The 21,330-nt window shown below is 71.7% G+C and carries 20 protein-coding genes and 3 pseudogenes; 9 read left to right on the top strand and 14 right to left on the bottom strand.

The features are described 5' to 3' along the window. Positions 1–170 precede the first annotated feature (170 nt). Positions 171–428 carry a hypothetical protein gene (locus tag BM536_RS06385; protein ID WP_073491749.1) on the bottom strand — a complete coding sequence of 86 codons (258 nt, stop codon included), beginning with the start codon at positions 426–428 and terminating at the stop codon, positions 171–173. Further along, positions 415–729: a DUF6400 family protein gene (locus BM536_RS06380; RefSeq protein WP_073491748.1), complete on the bottom strand. Its 315-nt coding sequence runs from the start codon at positions 727–729 to the stop codon at positions 415–417. The genes BM536_RS06385 and BM536_RS06380 overlap by 14 nt, the downstream gene beginning before the upstream one ends. A gap of 449 nt (positions 730–1,178) precedes the next feature. On the opposite strand from BM536_RS06380, the gene BM536_RS06375 reads away from it, so the two are divergent. Continuing rightward, positions 1,179–2,564: an MFS transporter gene (locus BM536_RS06375; protein WP_211362834.1), complete on the top strand. Its 1,386-nt coding sequence runs from the start codon at positions 1,179–1,181 to the stop codon at positions 2,562–2,564. Positions 2,565–2,624: 60 nt separating this feature from the next. On the opposite strand, the gene BM536_RS06370 is transcribed toward BM536_RS06375, so the two are convergent. The 4 genes from BM536_RS06370 to lnt form a co-directional block, all read right to left on the bottom strand. Then, positions 2,625–4,613 carry a helix-turn-helix domain-containing protein gene (locus BM536_RS06370; protein ID WP_094102689.1) on the bottom strand — a complete coding sequence of 663 codons (1,989 nt, stop codon included), beginning with the start codon at positions 4,611–4,613 and terminating at the stop codon, positions 2,625–2,627. Positions 4,614–4,688: 75 nt separating this feature from the next. Further along, positions 4,689–5,489, bottom strand: coding sequence for a 3-hydroxybutyrate dehydrogenase (locus BM536_RS06365; protein WP_094102648.1), 801 nt, complete (start codon positions 5,487–5,489; stop codon positions 4,689–4,691). 55 nt (positions 5,490–5,544) lie between these two features. Beyond that, a complete protein-coding gene (locus tag BM536_RS06360; RefSeq protein WP_094102647.1) occupies positions 5,545–6,024 on the bottom strand; it encodes an NUDIX hydrolase in 480 nt (159 codons plus the stop codon). A 67-nt stretch (positions 6,025–6,091) separates the two neighbouring features. Continuing rightward, on the bottom strand, positions 6,092–7,699 hold the full coding sequence (gene lnt / locus BM536_RS06355) for an apolipoprotein N-acyltransferase (protein WP_094102646.1): 1,608 nt from the start codon (positions 7,697–7,699) through the stop codon (positions 6,092–6,094). A 200-nt stretch (positions 7,700–7,899) separates the two neighbouring features. Between lnt and BM536_RS06350 the strand changes: the two genes are divergently transcribed. Further along, positions 7,900–8,988, top strand: a complete 1,089-nt coding sequence (locus BM536_RS06350; protein ID WP_094102645.1) for an O-antigen ligase family protein — start codon at positions 7,900–7,902, stop codon at positions 8,986–8,988. A gap of 4 nt (positions 8,989–8,992) precedes the next feature. Here BM536_RS06350 and BM536_RS06345 read toward each other — a convergent pair whose 3' ends face one another. Beyond that, positions 8,993–9,547: a hypothetical protein gene (locus BM536_RS06345; RefSeq protein ID WP_094102644.1), complete on the bottom strand. Its 555-nt coding sequence runs from the start codon at positions 9,545–9,547 to the stop codon at positions 8,993–8,995. Positions 9,548–9,652: 105 nt separating this feature from the next. Then, positions 9,653–10,438: a glutamate racemase gene (locus tag BM536_RS06340; protein ID WP_094102643.1), complete on the bottom strand. Its 786-nt coding sequence runs from the start codon at positions 10,436–10,438 to the stop codon at positions 9,653–9,655. A 39-nt stretch (positions 10,439–10,477) separates the two neighbouring features. On the opposite strand from BM536_RS06340, the gene BM536_RS06335 reads away from it, so the two are divergent. Continuing rightward, the gene (locus BM536_RS06335) at positions 10,478–11,671 is read left to right on the top strand and encodes a glycosyltransferase (protein WP_094102688.1); all 1,194 of its coding nucleotides are present in this window, start codon (positions 10,478–10,480) and stop codon (positions 11,669–11,671) included. Positions 11,672–11,688: 17 nt separating this feature from the next. Here the strand turns inward: BM536_RS06335 and BM536_RS06330 are convergent. Further along, positions 11,689–12,348: pseudogene (locus tag BM536_RS06330) on the bottom strand (TerD family protein); the annotation flags it as partial. Between the two features lie 235 nt (positions 12,349–12,583). Here BM536_RS06330 and BM536_RS06325 point away from each other — a divergent pair. Both BM536_RS06325 and BM536_RS06320 read left to right on the top strand, forming a co-directional pair. Further along, positions 12,584–13,207 (top strand): annotated as a pseudogene (locus tag BM536_RS06325) (alpha/beta fold hydrolase); the annotation flags it as partial. Positions 13,208–13,440: 233 nt separating this feature from the next. Beyond that, positions 13,441–13,611, top strand: coding sequence for a DUF5670 family protein (locus tag BM536_RS06320; protein ID WP_073500203.1), 171 nt, complete (start codon positions 13,441–13,443; stop codon positions 13,609–13,611). 373 nt (positions 13,612–13,984) lie between these two features. Here BM536_RS06320 and BM536_RS06315 read toward each other — a convergent pair whose 3' ends face one another. Then, positions 13,985–14,455 carry an ATP-binding protein gene (locus tag BM536_RS06315; protein ID WP_094102687.1) on the bottom strand — a complete coding sequence of 157 codons (471 nt, stop codon included), beginning with the start codon at positions 14,453–14,455 and terminating at the stop codon, positions 13,985–13,987. A 185-nt stretch (positions 14,456–14,640) separates the two neighbouring features. On the opposite strand from BM536_RS06315, the gene BM536_RS06310 reads away from it, so the two are divergent. Beyond that, positions 14,641–15,006, top strand: coding sequence for an STAS domain-containing protein (locus BM536_RS06310; RefSeq protein ID WP_073491664.1), 366 nt, complete (start codon positions 14,641–14,643; stop codon positions 15,004–15,006). 74 nt (positions 15,007–15,080) lie between these two features. Here the strand turns inward: BM536_RS06310 and BM536_RS06305 are convergent, their stop codons facing one another. Beyond that, positions 15,081–15,416 (bottom strand): ANTAR domain-containing protein, encoded by a 336-nt coding sequence (locus tag BM536_RS06305; protein ID WP_073491665.1) that lies wholly within the window; start codon positions 15,414–15,416, stop codon positions 15,081–15,083. Positions 15,417–15,733: 317 nt separating this feature from the next. Here BM536_RS06305 and BM536_RS06300 point away from each other — a divergent pair, with 317 nt between their 5' ends. Continuing rightward, positions 15,734–16,489: a ZIP family metal transporter gene (locus BM536_RS06300; protein ID WP_073491666.1), complete on the top strand. Its 756-nt coding sequence runs from the start codon at positions 15,734–15,736 to the stop codon at positions 16,487–16,489. Between the two features lie 462 nt (positions 16,490–16,951). On the opposite strand, the gene BM536_RS06295 is transcribed toward BM536_RS06300, so the two are convergent. From BM536_RS06295 to BM536_RS06285, 3 genes are all read right to left on the bottom strand, one after another. Next, positions 16,952–17,194 carry a DUF5302 domain-containing protein gene (locus BM536_RS06295; protein WP_073491699.1) on the bottom strand — a complete coding sequence of 81 codons (243 nt, stop codon included), beginning with the start codon at positions 17,192–17,194 and terminating at the stop codon, positions 16,952–16,954. Positions 17,195–17,581: 387 nt separating this feature from the next. Further along, positions 17,582–18,310 carry a S1 RNA-binding domain-containing protein gene (locus BM536_RS06290; protein WP_245873286.1) on the bottom strand — a complete coding sequence of 243 codons (729 nt, stop codon included), beginning with the start codon at positions 18,308–18,310 and terminating at the stop codon, positions 17,582–17,584. 203 nt (positions 18,311–18,513) lie between these two features. Then, a complete protein-coding gene (locus BM536_RS06285; RefSeq protein ID WP_073491668.1) occupies positions 18,514–18,927 on the bottom strand; it encodes a winged helix-turn-helix transcriptional regulator in 414 nt (137 codons plus the stop codon). A gap of 85 nt (positions 18,928–19,012) precedes the next feature. On the opposite strand from BM536_RS06285, the gene BM536_RS06280 reads away from it, so the two are divergent. Beyond that, positions 19,013–19,825 (top strand): NAD(P)H-binding protein, encoded by an 813-nt coding sequence (locus BM536_RS06280; RefSeq protein ID WP_073491669.1) that lies wholly within the window; start codon positions 19,013–19,015, stop codon positions 19,823–19,825. Between the two features lie 293 nt (positions 19,826–20,118). Further along, a pseudogene (locus BM536_RS06275) lies at positions 20,119–21,066 on the top strand (TerC family protein); the annotation flags it as partial. Positions 21,067–21,330 lie beyond the last annotated feature (264 nt).

Raw genomic sequence — 21,330 nt, 5'->3', positions numbered from 1 at the left:
GCAGGGATGGCCGCCGACCGCGATCCTCGGCCAAGGCGGCCTGTCGCTCTGGACGACAGACGGTGAGGTCATCCGAAAGCGGGCGCCGATCCGCCGTCCGGCCTCACCGGTCAAGGCCGGCCCGCGCCCACACCGAGGACCCGGCTGCCCGACTCAGCAGCGGCAGACGCTCACCGTCGGCGCAGGCCGCTGGTGATGCGCTCCCACCGGGAGCGAGTGGCACCGAAGTGGGTCTCGTGTGTCCAGAGGTGGGTGCAGGACCGGCACTGCAGGTGGAGCAGGCTGCCGACGTTGGAGAGCAGGTAGCTCCAGTGCTCGGAGCAGGTGCGCCCCTGCTCGCAGGAGCCGCACCCGCGACGGTCGTCACAGTTCGGGCAGGCCACCCAGGCGCGGCGTCCGATGTCGGCCTGCGGATCAAAGGGCAGCATTGCCGCCCCCTCTCGGCGGCAGCACTCCGGCCGAGAGCAGCTCGTCGTACACGCGCTGCTGTTCCGCGCTGAGGCCGGAGTACAGCAGCTCATACGCCGCTTCCTCGTCGCGCAGTGCGGCGACGGGGTCCCAGCCGGGGCCGAGAGCGTCAAGGACGTGAGCACGCCGGAGCATCTCGTGTGAGCTCAGGTCGACGTGCAGGTCGACCAAGGACAGGGAGCCGGCTCGGTCCGCCGCGGATTTGCTCGTTGCAGCGGGCTCGTCCGGTTCGCCGGGAATGGCGCGGCCATGGGGGGACATGCGACAGAACTTAGGTAAGCCTTCCTGGGCCCGGCAAGAGCAGGTGGGGGAAGTCACAACAGGCCCGCGACCCCGGGGACCCGCGGGCGGACCCCCCACCGGCCGGGTGGGATCGGGCGAAATGCCCCCACCGCACGGGTACGGCCCTGGAAGAAGGCCCGCCGCGATCCTGGGCCCGAACCCCCAGCCGACGCACGGCACCGGTCGGCGCTTCCTCGGACGGCACCGCAGCACCTCGTCACCGAATCCTGCCCGAACAGTGCAACTCGGACAGCACTCTCACGGGCCCGATCGAGGCTCTCGTAGAGCCTCCGGCGACGCTGTCATGGTGCCTGCACGCACCTCCGCACACAGAACTATGGTGTCCCACCACATGTGCCCTTGACCTGGCGATTCCTACGGTGTGGCGACACGCAAACGTCCCCGTCACACCCCAGGAAGTGGTGCCGATGTCCTCCCCCGCGACCGCTCCACCAGCCCCCGCCAGCCTCAAGCGCATCGTCACCGCCAGCCTCATCGGCACCACCATCGAGTGGTACGACTTCTTCCTGTACGGCGCCGCCGCCGCGCTCGTCTTCAACAAACTGTTCTTTCCGGGCTCCGACCCGCTCGTGGGCACACTGCTGTCCTTCCTGACGTACGCCGTCGGATTCGCGGCGCGCCCGCTCGGGGCGCTGGTGTTCGGGCACTACGGGGACCGGCTCGGGCGCAAGAAGCTGCTGGTGCTCAGTCTGCTGCTGATGGGCGGGGCGACCTTCGCGATCGGGCTGCTGCCCACGCACGCGACCATCGGGACCGCCGCTCCGGTCCTGCTGACCCTGTTGCGGCTGGTGCAGGGCTTCGCGCTCGGCGGGGAGTGGGGCGGGGCCGTCCTGCTGGTGTCCGAGCACGGGGACGCGCGGCGGCGCGGATTCTGGGCCTCGTGGCCGCAGACCGGGGCGCCGGCGGGGCAGTTGCTCGCGACCGGAGTGCTCTCCTTCCTCACCGCCGTGCTGTCGGACGCCGCCTTCGGCAGCTGGGGCTGGCGGATACCGTTCCTGCTCTCCGGTGTGCTCGTGATCGTCGGTCTGTGGATTCGTCTCTCTGTCGATGAATCCCCCGTCTTCAAGGAGGCGTTGGCCCAGGCAGAGGCCCGGAAGGCGTCGGACGCGGGCGCGGTCGAGAAGCTGCCGCTCGTGGCGGTGCTGCGGCACCACTGGCGTGACGTGCTCGTCGCGATGGGCGCACGCATGGCGGAGAACATCTCGTACTACGTCATCACCGCGTTCATCCTCGTGTACGCGACGACCTCGGCCGGCGTCTCCCGGCAGACCGCCCTCAACGCCGTACTCATCGCCTCCGCCGTGCACTTCGCGGTGATCCCGGCCTGGGGCGCGCTGTCCGACCGGGTCGGACGGCGTCCCGTCTATCTGCTGGGCGCGGTCGGCATCGGTCTGTGGATGTTCCCCTTCTTCTCGCTCATCGACACGGGCGGCTTCGGCAACCTCATCCTCGCCGTGACCGTCGGACTGGTGCTGCACGGCGCGATGTACGCGCCCCAGGCCGCCTTCTTCTCCGAGATGTTCGCGACCCGGATGCGCTATTCCGGTGCCTCCATCGGAGCCCAGTTCGCCTCCGTCGCGGCGGGCGCTCCGGCGCCGCTCATCGCGACCGCGCTGCTGGCCGACTACGACAGCTCCACCCCGATCGCCCTGTACGTGATCGCCGCGTCGCTGCTGACGATCGTCGCCGTGGGCATGGCCAAGGAGACCCGCCACCGCGACCTGGCCGACATCGACAACGCCGCCACGGTCGAGGACAAGGCGGCCCGGACGGAGGACGCCCGCGTCGTCTGATCCCCGGCTCCGCGGCTTCTGCCCGACGCGACCCCCGTGCCCCCTGAGGGAGCGCGGGGGTCAGCTCGGTATTCGGGTGGCCAACCTCTGGAGCCTCAGGGCGAGTTGGATCTCCAGGGCGCGGGCGGGACACTGCCAGTCCTCGCCGAGCAGGCGGGCGACGCGCTCCAGGCGCTGGGCCACGGTGTTGACGTGGACGTGGAGGTCGGCCTTGGTGCGGGCCGGGCTCATGCCGCACGCGAAGTACGCGTCGAGGGTGCGCACCAGGTCGGTGCCCCGCCGTTCGTCGTAGGCGATGACCTCACCGATGGTGCGCTCGACGAATCCCGCGACGTCCCGGTCGCCGGCGAGCAGCAAGCCGAGGAAGCCGAAGTCGTCGGCTGCCGCCCCGTCACCGCAGCGGCCGAGCAGCCGCAGGGCCTCGACACAGCGGCGGCCCTCCTCGTAGGCGGTCACCACCACGTCCGGGTGGGCGGCGAGGTCCCGGACGGGGGCGGAGGCGCCGACGGTGACCTCCTCGTGGACGGCGGTGCCGAGATGGCGGGCGGTGCGGTGGGCCAGCTCCGTCGCGGTGTCGCCCGGTGCCAGCGGCAGCAGCAGGACGGTGCCGCCGTCACGGGCGGCGGCAAGGCCGTGCCGGGTCGCGGCGAGGTGGGAGGCGGCGGACCACAGCCGGCGGCGAGCGGCCGCCTCCTGGTCGGCGTCGGCGGCGTCCGCCTCCAGCCGCGCGGCGAGGACGACATGGGTGGCGTCGAGGTCGGCGCGCAGCCGGGAGGCACGCTCACGCAGCACGCGCGGGTCGCGGTCGCGGGCGTCGAGCAGGTCGTCCAGCAGCTCACCGCGCACGCGCTGTTCGGCCTCGGCGGCGGAGCGCCGGGCGAGCAGCAGCAGGGAGGTGACCATCGCGGCGCGCTCCAGCGTGCGCTGGTCGACGGGGTCCAGGCCGGGGTGGCCGCGCAGGACGAGGGCGCCGAGCAGTTCACCGCCCGCGGTGACGGCGGCGATCCAGTCGTTCTCGTGCCGCACGGCGTGACCCTCGGCTCGGGAGGTCTCCAGGGCTCCGGCCGGGGCCGCGCCGGCCTCGGTGAACTCGACGGCGCCGGCCAGGACCTGGGAGACGGCCGCCGCCACGTCGTGCACCCCGCCGCCGCGCAGGACGAGTTCGGCGAGCCGGTCGTGGACGTCGGAGGCCCGCTCGATGACCGCGCTGCGGTCCTGGATGATCTCGTTGGCGCGCTCCAGCCCGGCCAGGGCGGAGCGGGTCTCGGTGAGCAGGTTGGCGGTGTCGATGGCGGCCGCGGCCAGGGCGGCGAAGGAGCCGAGCAGGGCGATCTGCTCGCGCTCGAATACCCGGGCGCGGCGGTCGGCGGCGAACAGCACCCCGATGACGTTGGCCCCCAGCATCAGCGGGACCCCGAGGATGGCTACCAGGCCCTCGTCGTGCACGCCCGCGTCGATGGTCGTGGTGTGCCGGAAGCGGTCGTCGCGGAAGTAGTCGTCGGTGACGTACGGACGGGCCGTCTGGGCGACCAGGCCGCCGAGGCCCTCCCCCATGCCGAGGCGCAGCTGCTGGAAGCGGGCGGCGACCGAGCCCTCGGTGACCCGCATGTAGGTGTCGCCCCTGACCGGGTCGTGCAGGCTGAGATAGGCGACGTCGGTGCCGAGCAGGGAGCGGGCGCGCTGGACGATGGCCTGGAGGACGGCGTCCACGTCGCGCAGGCCCGCCAGGTCGTGGGCCGTCGCGAAGAGCGCCGACAGCTCGGCCTCCCGTCGGCGGCGGCCCTCCAGTTCGGAACGCACCCGCAGGGCGAGCAGCTTGGCGTGCTCGAGCGCGGCGATCCGCTCGGCGGGCAGCCCCCCGGCACGCGCGAGCAGCACCGGCCGTTCGTAGGCCTCGGCGGAGGCGCCCCGGGCGAGCAGCTCCAGGAACGGCGCCTCGGCACCACCGGGCGCGCCCCCGGGCACGCCGGGGGCCGCCTCGGTGCCGCGGGCGGCGGCCTCGGCATCGCTGACGGAGCGCTCGACCGGCTCCACGTGATCGCGGGACATGCTCACAGGATTCCTCATGACCGGCCGGCCCGTCAGCCCTGTGGACAACTCCGGACCCGCAGCTCGCCGGGCAGGTCAGTGCGCGGTCCAGCCGCCGTCCAGGACCAGGGAGGTACCGGTCACGAAGGACGCCTGCGGGCCGCACAGATAGGCGACGGCCTCCGCGACCTCCTCCGGTTCGATGAGCCGCTTGACCGCGCTGTCCCGCAGGAGCACCTCGGCCAGTACGCGCTCCTCGGGCAGGTCGTGCGCCCGCGCCTGGTCGGCGAGCTGCTTCTCCACCAGCGGGGTGCGGACGTAGGCGGGGTTCACGCAGTTGGAGGTGACACCGTGCGGTGCGCCTTCGAGGGCGGCGGTCTTGGACAGTCCCTCGAGCCCGTGCTTGGCGGCCACGTACGCCGACTTGTAGGGCGAGGCGCGCAGTCCGTGGACGGAGGAGACGTTGACGATGCGGCCCCATCCCTGCCCGTACATGTGGGGCAGGGCGCCGCGGATGAGCCGGAACGGTGCTTCCAGCATCACCGTGAGCACCGTGTGGAAGACGTCCGGCGGGAACTCCTCCAGCGGCCGTACGAGTTGCAGCCCTGCGTTGTTGACCAGGACGTCGGTGCCGGCCGCGGCGAGTTCGGCGGCGTCCAGGTCCGTGAGGTCCAGGACGTGCGGCTCGACGACGCCCGGCAGACCGGCGGCGCTGTCGGTGAGCGCCTCCAGGCCCGTCGCGTCCCGGTCGACCGCCCGCACCTTGGCTCCGGCGGCCGCCAGCCGCAGCACGCAGGCGCGGCCGATACCGCCGGCGGCGCCGGTGACGAGGGCGGTGCGACCGTGGAGGTCGAGGGAGGGGGCGGGGGGACCAGGGGCGGCGTGGGGCGTGGTCATGTCTGTGACCTTAGGCAGCGCCGGCTCCCCGCCCCATGTGGTCCGCCCCCATACTTCAGCCGCGACTCATGGAGTCGAACCATGTGGGCTCGTCCGACAGCGCCTGCTTGATCCGGAACAGCGCGAATTCCTGGAGGTCGGGCAGGGCGTCCACCGCGAACCACCCCACCTCCAGCGACTCGTCGTCGTTGACGCGGGCCTCGCCTCCGACGGCACGGCAGCGGAAGGTGATGTCCATGTACTGACAGACGTCGCCGTTGTCGTAGGCGACCGGTTCCAGTGCCTGGACGAGGACGACCCGTTCGACGACGCACCGCACGGCGGTCTCCTCGAAGACCTCCCGCACGGCGCAGACGGCCGGCTGCTCACCGGGGTCGGGGATGCCGCCGATCACGGCCCATCTGCGGTTGTCCGAGCGACGGCCCAGCAGTACGCGGCCCGCGTCGTCGAAGACGATGGCGGTGACCCCGGGCAGCCAGAGCAACTGGTGTCCGGCGGTGGCCCGGATCTCGCGGATGAAGTCAGGAGTAGCCATGGACCGAACCTAACGAGCCGGTCCGGCGACACCGCGCGCGTGGGGGACGCGCTCGGCGGGCGTACGGCTACACGCCACCGGCGCGCCGCCCGCGCATCCCGGCACCGATCGCCCACCCGAGCCCGCCCGCGGCGACGAGCAGGAGGGCGATCTCGGGGAGGATGCCCAGCTTCGTCGCGGGGGTCTCCGAGGAGCGCAGCGGGACCTTCTGGACCAGCGAGTCCGCGACGAACATGCCGGTCTTCTGCGTGATCCTCCCGTCCGGCATGATGATCGCGCTGACCCCGCTGGTCACCGGCACCGTGACGGTCCGGCTGTGCTCCACAGCACGCACGCGGGACATGGCGAGCTGCTGGTAGGTCATCTCGCTGCGGTCGAAGGTGGCGTTGTTGCTGGGCACGGAGATGATCTGCGCGCCGTGGGTCACGGTGTCGCGCACGGCCCAGTCGAAGGCCGCCTCGTAGCAGGTGGCGAGGCCGACCTTGGCGTCGCCGAAGTCGAACACGCCGGGCTCGCCGCCCCGGCTGAAGTCCTGGCGGACCATCGAGGTCCACTCGTCGTTGATGGCGCCGATGAGCGAGCGCATCGGGAGGTACTCGCCGAAGGGCTGCACCTGCCGCTTGTCGTAGGTCTGGGTGGCGCCCTTCTCCGGGTCCCAGAGGATCTGCTCGTTGTAGAGCCTGCCGTCGCGCTCGACGACGCCGCCGACCGAGATGGGCGCGTCGATCGCCTCGGCCGCCTGCTCGATGACGGCGGCGGCGTCCGGGTTGGCGAAGGGGTCGATGTCGGAGGAGTTCTCGGGCCACAGCACGAAGTCGGGCTGGGCCACCCTGCCGGCCTGGACCTCGGCGGCCAGCCGCTCCGTCTCGCGCGCGTGGTAGTCGAGGACGGCCCGGCGCTGGGAGTTGAAGTCCAGTCCGAGTCGGGGCACGTTGCCCTGGACGACGGCGACCGTCGCGGTGCCGACCTCCGCCCTGTCGCTGACCAGCGGGCGTGCGGCCACGGCGGCCAAGACCGGGACGGCCATGCTGACCAGGGCCACCGCGGCGGCCGACCGCCGCACCTCGCGCGTACGGCGCCACCGGAGGCCCGTCCGGACGGCCTCGCAGAGGCCGAAGCCGCACAGGACCACCGCGAAGCCCAGGACCGGGGTGCCGCCCAGCGCGGCCAGCGGCAGGAAGACGCCGTCCGCCTGACCGAACGCGATCTTGCCCCAGGGGAAGCCGCGGAAGGGCACACGCGCGCGTGCCGCCTCACCGGCGATCCAGATCGCCGCCGCCCACACCGGCCAGCCGGGCAGCTTCGACACCGCGGCGACGCCCGCGCCGACCAGCGCGACGAAGACCGCCTCGATCACCACCAGCGCGATCCAGGGACCGGGGCCCACCTCGACGCCCGTCCACACCAGCAGCGGCAGCAGGAAGCCGAGGCCGAAGAGGTATCCGAGACCGAGCCCCGCCTTCCAGCCACGGCCGCGCAGCACCCAGCCGAAGAGGGCGAAGGCGGGCAGGGCCAGCCACCACAGAGTGCGCGGCGGGAAGCTGACGTACAGGAGCACTCCGGAGAGCGCCGCGGTGGCTGCCGGGACGAGCCGCAGGAGCCGCGCGCCGCGCGTCGGCGCGGTCGGGGGCTCCAGCTGGTCCTGCCGGTCCACGGAAGTTGCGGTGACGGTCACTCGGGGAGTGTACGGCGGGTCGTCTTTCGGCCGACAGGACCGTCCGCGCGGCGGTCCCCCGGTACCGCCCGCACGACTCATGCCCAAACCACCCGGCAGCCGTTACCGTGTGGCAGTGCTCCTGTCGTGTGGGGCGGCCGGGGCGGGTTTTCACGGTCCTGGGGCGACCGGGTTCGGGGGGCGGTGTGGGGTCCAGGGAGATGGCGTCCACGGACGGCGAGGACGCGGACGGCGAGAGACGCGTCGTGTCCGACGCCGTGGGTGTGGTGGTGCTCGGGGCCTGCGCCACCTGGTCCCTGGTCACCGCGGCCGTGCACGGCGGTCGTCCCGAGGGCGTCCTGCTGGCGGTGCTGGCGGTGACCGCCGGTTATGCGGCGGGGCGCGTCTTCGGAGTGCTGCTGCCCGTCGTGGCGCCCTGTGCGGCGGCCCTGGCCGGACTCTGCCTGACGCTGGCCCTGCCACGGCTCGTCCCGGGACCCGACACCGTCACACCGCTGGGCCACGCGGGCGCCACCGCGGCGGTGCTCACCCTGGCGGCTGGAGCCGCCTGCTGCGCGGCCTGGGCCACTCCTGTGCCCGTGCTGCGGCTCGCTCTGCGTCTGCTGGCCGGTGGCATGGCGCTGGCCGGGGCCACGCTGGGCTCGGCCACCGCGATGGTGACCTGCGGCGCGGTCCTGCTGTGCTCCCTGGCCGCCGGCCGGATGTCGCACCGGGGTCGCGGTCTGGCGGGGCTGGCGCTGGCCGCCGCCACGGTCACGGGCCTGACCTGGGCGACGGCGGGCGGCGCGCTGCCCGGCGGACTCGCCTCCTCGTTGGCGGAGCAGCTCACGCCCCGCCGGATCGACCTGTGGCGCGACGCCCTGGACCTGGCGCGGCACCACGCCGGCCTCGGCGTGGGGCCGGGACGCTTCGGCGAGCTGAGCCCGACAGCGGCGCAGGCCACCCTGTCGGACGGCAAGCCGCACTCCGCGCCGCTGCAGATGGCGGCGGAACAGGGTGTCGTCGGCGTACTGCTGCTGGCCGCGGCCTTCTGCTGGATGCTGTTCGCCCTGTGGCGCGCCGCACGTCCGACACCGATCGTGCTGAGCGCGGGTGCCGCGCTGACCGGTCTGGCGGCCGTGGCCGCGGTCGGCAACGCGCTGAGCTTCACCACGGTCTCGGTCGGTGCGGGTCTGCTGGCGGGTCTGGCCACCGCCCGCCCGCTCTCGGTCGAACCGGCGCCGGGCGCGGTTCCACTCCCTTCCGCGAGGACGGCTCTGCGCTCCTCCGACGACCGTCCGGCCGTCTGAAAGCCTACGGACTCTGCGTCACGTCGGGCGTGCCCTGCCGCAGCCGGGCCCTGATGACCCGCACCGCGGACTCCGCGTCGTCCACGGTGATGGTGAACGTGTGCCCGTCCCAGAGGCGCAGGACCACGCCCTCCCCGCGCCGTACGACGACGGCGGTGCCCTTCTCGGGGCGCCAGCGGTAGCCCCAGCCGCCCCAGTGGCGCGGCGTGACGTGCGGCTCGAAGTCGGCACCGGCGACGTGGGACAGCGGGATGCGGCGGCGCGGCAGACCGATGTGCCCGCAGCGCACTTCCAGCGATTCCTTGTCGAGCTTCAGGTCGACGTGGACGAAGGCGAGGGTGCCGAAGAGGACGAGCACTCCCGCGGCGATGCACCCGACCACGGACATGGCGAGCGGTGCGATCCCGGACGTCCACGCGGACACGACCGCCAGTTCGATGCCGAGCGCCACGCAGGCCGCCCCGACGAGCGCGAGCAGCCACTGGAACCGGTTGGTGGCCCGCCCGTGCCACTCATCGGGGTGCGGGGCGGTCCCCTCGTGGGGGTGGTGGTCCCTCATATTCATGAGGTTACTCAGGTTTCGCTCCGCCGGTACCGTGTGGCGCAGGGTGACTGGGCCGGCCGGACGACGAGCGGACCCGTCCGTCCGCCCATCGATCTCGGGTCACCGGGCGGGGCTGGTCTCCTGGAGCAGCCGGCCTTCCGCGTAGGCGAGCGCCGGAGCCGGCAGCGCGCCCTCCCGGCCGCTGAGGATGACCGTCACCGCCCCGAGGACCTGCGCCCCGGGCTCGGGGCGGGAGCCTATGCGGCGCAGTGCCTGGGCGGCCACGGCTCCGGCGGACCCGTGCAGGACGAGCGGCGGGCGGCCTGCGCCCTGGACGGCGGCACGGATGCGCTCGGCGACCAGTTCGTAATGGGTGCAGCCCAGGACGACGGTCGTCACCTCGTCGGGGGTCAGGGCGGCGGCCGCGGCGACCGCGGCGTCGATCGCCGACTCGTCAGCGTGCTCGACGGCCTCGGCCAGGCCCCAGCAGGGCACCTCGGTCACCGCGACGCCGCCGGCGAAGTCGTCGATGAGCCCCCGCTGGTAGGGGCTGCCCGTGGTGGCGGGGGTGGCCCAGATCGCGACGGGGCCGCCGCCGGCCGCGGCGGGCTTGATCGCGGGGACTGTTCCGATCACCGGGATGCCCGGTTCGAGGCGGGCCCGCAGTGCGGGCAGGGCGTGCACGGTCGCCGTGTTACAGCCGACGATCAGGGCGTCGGGCCGGTGGACGGCGGCGGCCTCCGCGACGGCGACGGCGCGCGCGGTGAGGTCCTCGGGCGTGCGCGGCCCCCAGGGCATGCCGTCGGGGTCCAGGGAGAGCACGAGATCCACGTCGGGTCGCAGGCGCCGTACCGCGGCGGTGGCCGCCAGCAGCCCGATTCCGGAGTCCATGAGCGCGATCTTCACCCGGCCACGATAGACGATGTGCTCCTGCGGCCCGGTCCGGTGGGGCAGACTGCGCGCGTGAGCGCAGTCGTGTGGATCTCCGCCGTTTCCCTCGCCGCCTGGCTGTGGTTGCTGCTGTGCCAGGGCTTCTTCTGGCGCACGGACGTGCGGCTGCCCCCGCGCGAGGAGCCCGGCCGGTGGCCGTCGGTCTGCGTGGTCGTCCCCGCGCGCGACGAGGCGGCGGTGCTGCCCGCCGGCCTGCCGTCGCTGCTCGCACAGGACTATCCGGGGCGGGCCGAGGTCTTCCTCGTCGACGACGGCAGCTCCGACGGCACCGGGGAACTGGCGCGCGAGCTGGCCCGGCGGCACGGCGGACTGCCGCTGACCGTGGACTCGCCGGGAGAACCGCCGGCCGGCTGGACGGGGAAGCTGTGGGCGGTGCGGCACGGCATCGCGCTGGCACGCGCGCGTGGACCCGAGTACCTGCTCCTGACGGATGCCGACATCGCGCACGCGCCCGACAGTCTGCGGGAGCTGGTCGCGGCGGCGCACACCGGGGGTTTCGACCTCGTCTCCCAGATGGCGCGGCTGCGGGTGGAGAGCGTGTGGGAGCGGCTGGTCGTACCGGCCTTCGTCTACTTCTTCGCGCAGCTCTACCCGTTCCGCCGGATCGGCCGGCCCGGGGCGCGGACGGCCGCCGCCGCGGGCGGCTGCGTCCTGCTGCGCACCGAGGCGGCCGGACGGGCCCGCGTCCCGGACTCCATCCGGCACGCCGTGATCGACGACGTGGCGCTCGCCCGGGCGGTGCGGGGGTCGGGAGGCCGTATCTGGCTGGGTCTGGCCGACCGGGTGGACAGCGTGCGCCCCTACCCGCGGCTGCACGACCTGTGGCGGATGGTCTCGCGCAGCGCCTACGCGCAACTGCGGCACAGTCCGCCGCTGCTGCTCGGCACGGTGCTGGGGCTCGCCCTGGTCTATCTGGTGCCGCCCCTCGCACTGCTCGGCGGGCTCGCCCTCGGCAGCCCGGCCGCCGCGCTGCCGGGCGGCCTCGCGTGGCTGGTGATGACGGGGACGTACGTCCCGATGCTCCGTTACTACCGTCAGCCGCCGTGGCTGGCCCCGCTGCTGCCGTTCACCGCCTTCCTCTACCTCCTGATGACGGTGGATTCCGCGGTGCAGCACTACCGGGGGCGGGGCGCGGCGTGGAAGGGGCGCACCTACGCCCGTCCCGACGCGGTGGCCGACGAGGGCTGACCCGGCCGCCCGGCGGTCTATTTGCGGCCCGGCGTCCAGTTCATGCCCCAGCCGTAGGCGTGGTCCACGGTCCGCTGCGGGCTCACGCCGCGTTCGGGCACCAGATAGCGGGCCTCGCGCTGGACGACGAGGTCGTCGCCGGTGCGGGTGATCAGCGCGAGCGCGCACACGGTGGACGGGACGGTGCACTCGTCCAGGGAGAAGTCGATCGCGGCACCGAACTGCGGCTGCAGGGTCACCGTGGCGTGCAGGTCGGCGAAGGAGCGGGCGCCCTGGTAGATGGTGACGAAGACGAGGATGCGCCGGAAGTCGTTCTTGTGGTCGAGGTTGACCGTGAGGTTCTCACCGCCGGCCACCGCACCCGTGCGGTCGTCGCCGTCGAGGAGGATGTACGGCGGCTGGTGCAGGGCGCCGAAGGCGTTGCCGAGGGCCTGTACGACTCCCTTGCGCCCGTCGGCCAGCTCGAACAGGGCGCACAGGTCGAGGTCGAGGTCGTTGTGCCGGGCGACCGCCCGGCCGCGCTTGCTGCCCCACCCGGAGAACTGCTGGTGCGTCTGCCAGTTGAGGTTCACGCGCATCGCGCCCGAGGTGCCGCCCTGCTTGGTCAGCGAGACCGACGGAGCGGCCTTGGTGAGCGTCACCTTGGTGAGGCGGACCGGGGCCGCGGGGCGGGGCGGGCGGGACAGCTTGTGACGCACGCCACTTCCGGCCCTGCGGTCCTTCTGGCTACGAGAGAAACCATAACCACCCCACCACCCAATGTCTACTCCAGCCACCACAGATTTTTTGGTGTCCTCCAGAAGAGGTAATCGGACCCGAACAGTGATGGGGGAACGCTCACCGGCACCGGCGCCAGAGGGCTCGATGGCGCGTTGCCGGCCTTGCGGTGCGGAGTGAGACGAGCGGCATGATCTCGACAGCGACAAGCCCGACCGCCCTTACAGCACCGAGGTCTTCGCCGAGGACGTGATCGCGGTGCTCGACGACCTCGGTGTCGACCGTGCCGACGTTTACGGCACGTCCATGGGCGGACGCGTGGCCCAGCAACTCGCGGCTCACCATCCGCACCGGGTGCGCACCCTGGTACTGGGCTGCACCTCGCCCGGCGGCCCGCACGGCGTCGAACGCGGCAACGACGTGCGCGCGTCGCTGGCCGAGTCTCGACCAGGTGCGGCACGTCAGGCACTTCTGGAGCTGATGTACACACCGGCCTGGCTCGCGAACCACCTCGGCCCCTACCGGACTCTGGGTGACCCGGGCATGCCCGCCCACGCCCGGCGACGCCACCTGGCGGCCAGCAACCAGCACGACGCCTGGCACCTCCTGCCCGACATCAGCGCACCCACCCAGGTCCTGCACGGCAGCGACGACCGGCTCAACCCCGCCGCCAACGCTCCCCTGCTCGCGGACTGCATCCCCGGCGCCCGGCTCCACATGATCCCCGGAGCGCGGCACGCCTACTTCGAGGAGTTCCGCACCGAGGCGAGCCCGCTCGTCCTGGACTTCCTCACGGCCGTGCCACCCCAGCGAGCGTGATCGAGGACCTGACCGTGCGCAACCGGGTCAGGAACCACGAGCTTGCCCGGGCCATCTCCGATACATGCCGGGTGCGTTCCAGTAAGCATCCGTGCGTGGACGCGCGCGTGCGGTACGGCCACGACCGGGACGTCAACGGAGTGCGGTGCCCGCAGTCGCGGTGAAGAAACCAGGTGGATCGGCCGTGTGTTCTTCCCTTCCCCGGGCATCAGGAGCCACGGAGGTTGATAACTATGGTTCCCCTGCTTCTTGTTCTTCTGCTGGCTCTGATCCTCTTCGGCGCGGGTTTCGCGCTGGAGGCACTGTGGTGGATCGCCGTCATCGTGCTGGTCGTCTGGCTGCTGGGCTTCGTCATGCGCTCCGCGGGCACGGGCGGCCGCAAGGGCCGCTGGTACCGCTGGTGATCGGCTGAACAGCAAGTCTGCCTGTGGGCCCCGGAATCACTCGGGGCCCACAGGCATGACCCGCGCCGGGACACCCCCGATCAAGCGGCGTAACCATACGAGAAGCTGTACGGCGTCGGGGACAAGGGTGGCTCTGCACTCTGGACACCCGTGCCCAGGCGCGGCAAGGCGAGGCCACCAACAGGGGCGCCTTCCCGAAGAACACCCAGTCACGGACCTGGCCTTGCCCATCGACCAGAAGTGTCCGCCGACCCCGCGCCCGCCCCGACCTCTCCCCCACCGATGTCGCCCCGCTGGAGCGCATCGCTTCGTGTCAAGCCGTCAGGCCGTCACCCGGCCGTCATCAGGCCGTCAGGGAGGCGGGCCCCCGGCACTACTCGGGTCGGCATCCGAAAACGTCCCCGCCCGGATCGTCCGGCAGGGCGATGCGGGCGGTGACCCGTTTGCCGACCGGCTCCCGCTGGACCTCGAAGCCCTGCGCGACGGCCAAGACGATCTCCAGGCCGTGCTGCCCGACCCTGCCCGCGTCGGCGGCCCGCGCCACCGGCAGCACCGGATCGCTGTCCCACACGACCACCTCCACCAGCGAGCCGACGATACGCAGCTCCATCAACACCGGCCCGGGAGCGTACTTGCGGGCGTTGGTGACCAGCTCGCTGACCACCAGCTGGGTCAGCTCCATCGCGCGAGCGGACACCGGCAGGCCGTGCTCCGCCTGGACACGGGCGAGGAAGTCCACCGCGCGATGACGCGCCTCGGCGATACAGGACCCGTCACCGTCCAGGGCGACGGTGTCCTGTATCGGATGGGCTCCAGGTACCACGCTGCCCTCGCCACCAAGGATCGATTCCGCCGGGTCCACCCTTGCTCCCGTCCGCACGCCTGCGTGTACCCGGCATCGCGCCTCCCACGCTCCTCGCACTTTGGTAAAAGTAACGAAAGTTTGTTCCCCATACCGTCGGGGCAGCCAGTCGGCGCACTATTGTCGGGAACCGGAGTCCCCAAGTGAGCGCAGTCGGCGAGGAAACGGTGACAGACACCCGCGGAGCAGCCCGGTCCGGCCAGTTGTCGGTCGGCCGGACCGCCGTCGACGGCATCCGGGTGTTCACCCTGCGCGGCGAGATCGACCACACGGTCAAGAACGTGCTCAGCGAGGCCCTGCTGGGCGATGACGACGCGGTGCCGCCGCGGATGGTGGTGGACCTCAGCGGGGTGACCTTCATGGACTCCAGCGGGATCAACGTCTTCGTCGCCGCCTACCAGGCCGTGGGTGAGTCTCAGGGATGGTTGCGCATCGCCGGCGCCCAGAACTCGGTGCTACGGGTTCTCCAGGTCGTCGGCCTGGACGAGGTCATCCCCTGCCACCCCACCGTCGAACAGGCTCTCACCGCCTGACCCCCTTCACTCCCGGCTCGGCGCCGCCATCCTCCGGCGGTGCCGCTCCTGATCCTCCGGCGGTGCCGCTCCGGCTACCCGGTGGCGTCCTGCTGGTGTGAGCGCCGCTGCACCGCCGCGTCCAGCTCCTGCCCGACCGGCTCCGGCAGCGGCTGCCCCAGCGCCCAGGCGATCACCGTCTCGGCCACGGTGTGCAGTTTGGTGTTGGTGTGCTGGGAAACCTCACGCAGTACGTCGAATCCGACGGCCGTCGGCAGCTGATGGATCGCGGTGAGGACACCGATGGCCTGGTCCACCGTGGCGTGGGAGTTGACGGCGTGCCGCAGCTGCGCGTTCTCCTGTTCCAGGCGGGCATCGGCGTCGTCACGTGTGCCGTCGGGCGAGTGCCGCGGAACGCGGGAGGTCGTCATGCTGGTCTCCTACAGGCGTAAGGCTTCCTGTACTCCTGCCCCCTACCGCGACGGCAAGACACCCTGACCGGGCCGTGAAGATCACACAGGAAGATCACACAGGGGGACTGCTCTTGCAGTCGACTCGAGGATGACCGCGGCACCCGCCCCACGCGCCCAGCGGCCCAGCCCGGCCTCGACCTGCGTCACGCGGGACCCTCCCTGGGCCTGGGCCGCATGCTCCCGAGTCCCGGTCCTCGCGCAGCTGGGGCAGCGCATGCGGCGAAGCGACACCGGCCGCCCGTTGATCCACCTCAACAGCGGGTAAGCGGGTCGGCATGGCTGAAGTGGTGGAAGCAGGACTGTGGGGGTTGGTGGCGGGCTCGGCACTGCTGCTCGGCGCTGCGCTGGGGTACGGGCTACGGGTGCCGCAGAAGGTGATCGCGACCGTGATGGCCTTCGGGGCCGGGGTGCTGATCTCCGCGGTCTCCTTCGAACTGGTCGGGGAAGCGTACGAGGAGGCGGGGCTCGCTCCCGCGGCCGTCGGCACCCTCATCGGCGCCGTCGCCTACACGGGCGGCAACGTGTGGCTGGCCCGCAGGGGGGCCCGCCACCGCAAGCGCTCCGGTCACGCGCAGGCGCAGCCCTCGGAGTCCGAGCAGGGCGGGTCCGGGACGGCGCTCGCGCTAGGAGCACTGCTCGACGGGGTGCCGGAGTCGGCGGTGATCGGCGTCAGCCTGCTCCACGGCGGCGCGGTCAGTCTGGTGACGGTGGCCGCGGTGTTCATCAGCAACGTTCCCGAGGGGCTGTCCAGTTCGGCGGGGATGAAGAGGGCCGGCCGCACCAAGGGATACGTCTTCGGCGTCTGGGCGGCGATCGCCGCGGCCGGCACGGTGTCCGCCGTCCTCGGCTACACGGTGGTCGGTTCCTTCTCCCCCGCCGTGATCGCAGCGGTGACGGCAGTGGCGGCAGGGGCGATCCTCGCCATGGTCGCCGACACGATGATCCCCGAGGCGTGGGACGACGCCCACCTGGCCATCGGACTGGTCACCGTCAGCGGCTTCCTCGTCTCCTTCGCCCTCTCCCACACCTGACCACCGCGACCCGGAGCAGTCACATGCCGTCGGCCGTGCACGCCCTGTGGAGCGTCCCGGGCCACACCGGCCCTGTCCGAGCGGATGCCGGTACGTACCCTCAGCGCGGCCGCCCTCACCGAGCCGCCCATCACCAACGGCGAGATCGGCTCCAGGGGGTATCGGAGGGGCCCCGCAGCGCCCGGGACGCGGGCTCGTCGGACCAAGCCCCGGCTCACGACCCGAACGACTCCACGGGAGCGCCCCGGGGCCGGGTTCTGTCCGTGGCCGGTGTCGTCGGCAGGACGCGTCCGCCGTGTCGTCGGACGCACCGACTCCTGGCTCCACGGCTTCCGCCGCCTGCACATCCGACGGGAGAGGCCCGGCGGCTTCCACGAAGATGTCCTCGGCACCGCCACCTGCCCGATCACCCACCGGAACGTCCAACAGCTTCGGCAGGGCCTCCCCTTGCGGCTTCGGGACTCAGCCGCCGCTCTTCCGACGGAACGACCGCTGACTCGCGGCCGGGCCGTGCGCGCCGTGAATCTTCGACGTGTCGGTGTTCGCGGCGACCTCGGCGGCGTCCGTCTGCATGCCACGCTTGCGTGCCAGAGCTTCCCGGAACTTGCGCTTCAGGTCGTACTGGCCGTCCTCGTCGGGCGAGATGGAACGGCTCTCGCCGTCAACCGGCTCCTGGCCTTCGGGCGATGGAGACTCTGCAGTCATGGTGACCTCCTGGGACTGGGCAGTGGAGACCACAGCTTGTCACAGCGGGCGCCCCTCGACGTGCCAGCGTCCTCCATCGCCACCTGCGGTCGCGGATCGTTGCCGCTGAACGTGGATGAGGACTCCGGGACGCCCATACGCACGGCCTGGCGGACGCGTCCGCAAGAAGACTCGGCGGTGTCGCGGGCGACCATGTCGGACTTGCCGTCGCCGGCGATGTCCCTGACGCCGACGACCGCGTTGTTGCAGGCATCCCAGTCGGCACTGCCTCGAAAGCGGTGGACATCGTTGGCCTTCTCCTGGGCGAGGAGGTCGCCGATGCCGGCACCGTTGACCTTGCCGGTTGCGGCTGCCGAACCGGGGGCTGCGACCCCCGCCGAAGTGCCCTCAGGGTGTCCGTCGGGACAGGGTCAGCCTGCGTCGCTCACGGTCGACGTCCGCGACGACGACCGAGATCTCGTCGCCGATCCGCACGACCTCCTCCGGTGCGGCCCCGGGTACAGCGCCGAGTTCGGAATGTGGGACCAGGCCCTCGATCCCGTCCGCGACCTGGACGAAGACACCGAACGGGACCAGCTTGGTCACCCGGCCTCGCAGCGGCCGGCCCACCGCGAGGCCGTCAGTGAACACCGCGAAGGGATCTGGCCGCATCGCCCGCAGAGACAGCCGGGCCTCTCCGTTCCATGTGTCGAACTGCAAGAACTCGCACGACACGCGCTGTCCGATCTCGACGACCTCGGACGCCGCCTCCACACGACGCCACGACAGCTCGGGATACGTGATGAAGCCGACCCCGGGATGGACCGGATGGCCAGGTCCCTCGTCCAACGCCACGAACACGCCGAACCGCTCGATCGCGGCCACCGTGCCGGCCACGGTCTCACCCCTACGAAGCCGCTTGAGGAACGCCCAGAGCTCCGGGTTCTCGGTGGCCGCCATCGACAGCCATACCCGGCTCGCATCCAGGTCGACGGCGACGACCTCGGCGGCGATCCGCCGCCCGACCACCGCGACGTCGGCCAGACGTCGGCGCCAGGAGGCGTCCAACACCCCCACCACCCCGAGCGCGCACCCGGCAGAACCGTCCAGGACCACCGTCGCCTCGGACCGAGTCACCGCCCGCACCGTCCCCCAGAGCACGTCACCGACCCTGACCTCTGCCGGAGAACTCAAGACGGCCTGCCCACTCGACGCTTCGTTTCCCCCATACCGCCCAGGCTTTCACAGGCGATGGGCCCCCGCCTCTGGCGCCCCCTCCACCTCTGGCGCCCCCTCCACCTCTGGCGCCCCCGGAAGGCCGGGCGGATACGGCCGTTCGCTCAACGGATTCCGGAGTCGGGATGGACGGCATCCCATTCCTGGCGTGCTCGCGCTATGGCGTCGCGGTGGTCGGCTGACCAGTCCGCGAGGGCTTTGACCAGGTGCGTGAGGCTGTGGCCCATCGTCGTGAGTTCGTACTCGACCTGCGGAGGCACCGTCGGGTGCACGGTTCGACTGATCAGTCCGTCGCGTTCCAGCCGACGCACGGTGAGCGTGAGCATCCGCTGCGAGATGCCGGGAACGGCGCGTTGCAGTTGCCGGAAACGGCGTACGCCCTGGGCCAGTTCAACCACGACCAGGACCGACCACTTGTCCCCGATCCGGTCGAGCACCTCGCGGATACCGCAGTCCTCGTGCTCGTCGCCGCAGGTGACCACGGCTTCGGTGGTTACCCCTGTGTGCCCTACTGACACGGAAGTGCCTCCTTACGCTTCGTGACGCGCGCCCGCAGGATGATCCCGGTTACCGAAGAGAACCTACCGGAATGGGAAGACCCTGATGATCCTGGTCACTGGAGCTGCCGGCGCCTTGGGCAAGCTGATCGCCGAGCGGTTGGCCGACCGTGACGACACGGTCCTCGGAACGCGCGATCCTCGGCAGCCCCCGGGTGTGCTGCCGGTCCGCCGCATCGACTTCGACGATCGCAGCACCCTCAGCAGCGGCTTCGACGGAGTGGACGTGCTGGTCCTGATCTCCGCGGGCTACGGCGAGGACGACACCGTCATAGCCCGGCACGGCGCCGCCATCGACGCCGCCGAGAAGGCCGGTGTGGGGCACGTCGTCTATACGAGCCTGACCGCCGACGGCGATCACCTCCCCTACGCGCTGCCGCACCGCTGGACCGAGAGGCGGCTGCGGGAGAGCGCCATGGGCTGGACGATCCTGCGCAACGGTCTCTACGCGGAGTTGCTGGCCGGCCTCGCGGCGCCGTCGGCGGAGGGGCGGATCACTGCCCCGCTCGGCGAGGGCCGTCTGGCAGCCGTCGCGCGGGCGGATCTGGCCGACGCCGCGGTGCGGGTGGCGGTGGGGGCACCCGCTCATGCGGGACGCGTCCACGAACTCGTCGGCGAGCAGGCCATCGGTGGTGCCGACCTGGCCCGCGCGTACGGACCGCACATCACCTATGAGCCGGAGACACTCGGCCAGGCCCGCGCGCGCATCGCCGCTTCCGGTGCCGAGCCGTTCCAGGTGCCGATGCTGGTGGGCACCTACTCCGCCATCGCTGCCGGATTCATGTCCCGCACCGGTGGTGACCTGCGTCGACTCCTGGGCCGCGAACCCCGGTCCGCGCTCGCGGCAGCCCTCGCATAGACCTCGGAGCACAGGCGCCGCGAGGCCAGGGCAGCCCCATGCCCTGCGCAACCAAGGCGATTGCGACGGTGGCAGTCGTGCAACTCGCCGAGCCGGTGCGAGCCTGCCTCGGGCGGTCGGTCGTCTGCTGCCGGCGCCGGCCGGAGTCGTGCCCGGGGCGTCGTACGTCGTACGTCCTTGACACGCCTGCGACCCACCCCACCCGCTCCGCATGCTTCCACGGGCGCGATGCCGGACACTCCTGTATAGGGGCCGGCGCACTTCGCGCGGGCCACGTAGTGAGGGTGTTCGGCGTGCTCGAGGTCCCGCTCTGGCTGTGGGGGGCGTTCGCCGCGACGGTGGTCGTGTCGCTGGCGGTGGACCTGCTGTCCCACCGCACCGCGCACATCATCCGCTTCAAGGAGGCGGCCGCCTGGAGCGGCCTGTGGGTGAGCCTCGCCCTGATCTTCGGGGCGGTCGTCTTCCTCGTCCTCGGCACCACCGCCGGCACCGAGTACACGACGGCCTGGCTGCTGGAGAAGAGCCTGTCGGTCGACAACCTCTTCGTCTTCGCCGTGATCTTCGCCTACTTCAAGGTGCCCCGCGCCTACCAGCACCGCGTGCTGTTCTTCGGCGTCATCGGCGCGCTCGTCTTCCGCGGCATCTTCCTCTCCCTCGGCGTGGCCGTGGTCAGCCGCTTCACCGCGGTGCTGTTCGTCTTCGCGGCGGTCCTCTTCTACAGCACCTACAAGCTCCTCAAGGACGAGGAGGACAGCTTCGACCCGGGCAGGAGCTTCGCCGTACGGATGCTCCGCAAGGTCATCCCGGTGCGGGACGAGTACGCCGGGGCGAAGTTCTTCGTCAAAGAGGCCGGCAAACGTGTGGCGACCCCGCTGCTCGCCGTGGTCGCCGCGATCGAGGCCGCCGACCTGATCTTCGCCGTCGACAGTGTCCCGGCCGTCCTCGCGGTCAGCGACGACGCCTTCATCGTCTACACCAGCAACGCGTTCGCCATCCTCGGCCTGCGGGCCCTCTACTTCATGCTCGCCGGCCTCCTGGACCGCTTCCACTACCTGAACAAGGGCCTCGCGATCATCCTCGCCTTCATCGGCGTCAAGCTCATCCTCCAGGCATCCCACAAGATGATCAGCCCGAGCATCCCGGAAATCCCCTCACCGATCAGTCTCGCTGTCATCGTCGTCGTCCTGGCGGGCTCGGTGGTGCTCAGCATCAAGAGGCCCGCTCCCCAAGGCGTCGTGGAACCGGCCGAGGAACAGAGGGACGGCTCCGGGACCATCGAGCAGTCCGGCGCACCACCTGTGGGTGACGACGCCGAGCCCCCGACCGGTTCACCAGACCGGGACACCGAACCCCGCCCGCGCTCGGGTCCGCGAGAAGGCGGGGCACTTTCCGATACACCAAGACGGGCATATCGTAAAAATATGGTCAAAATGACGCGCAAGCGCGAAGCGTACGTGTGCGAAACCTGCAAGAAGTCCGTGCCGGCCGCGGTCCACCGCCACAAG

The sequence above is a fragment of the Streptomyces phaeoluteigriseus genome, from assembly GCF_001896135.2.
Taxonomy (GTDB): domain Bacteria; phylum Actinomycetota; class Actinomycetes; order Streptomycetales; family Streptomycetaceae; genus Streptomyces; species Streptomyces phaeoluteigriseus.
This window is presented reverse-complemented; position numbering and strand designations above follow the sequence as displayed.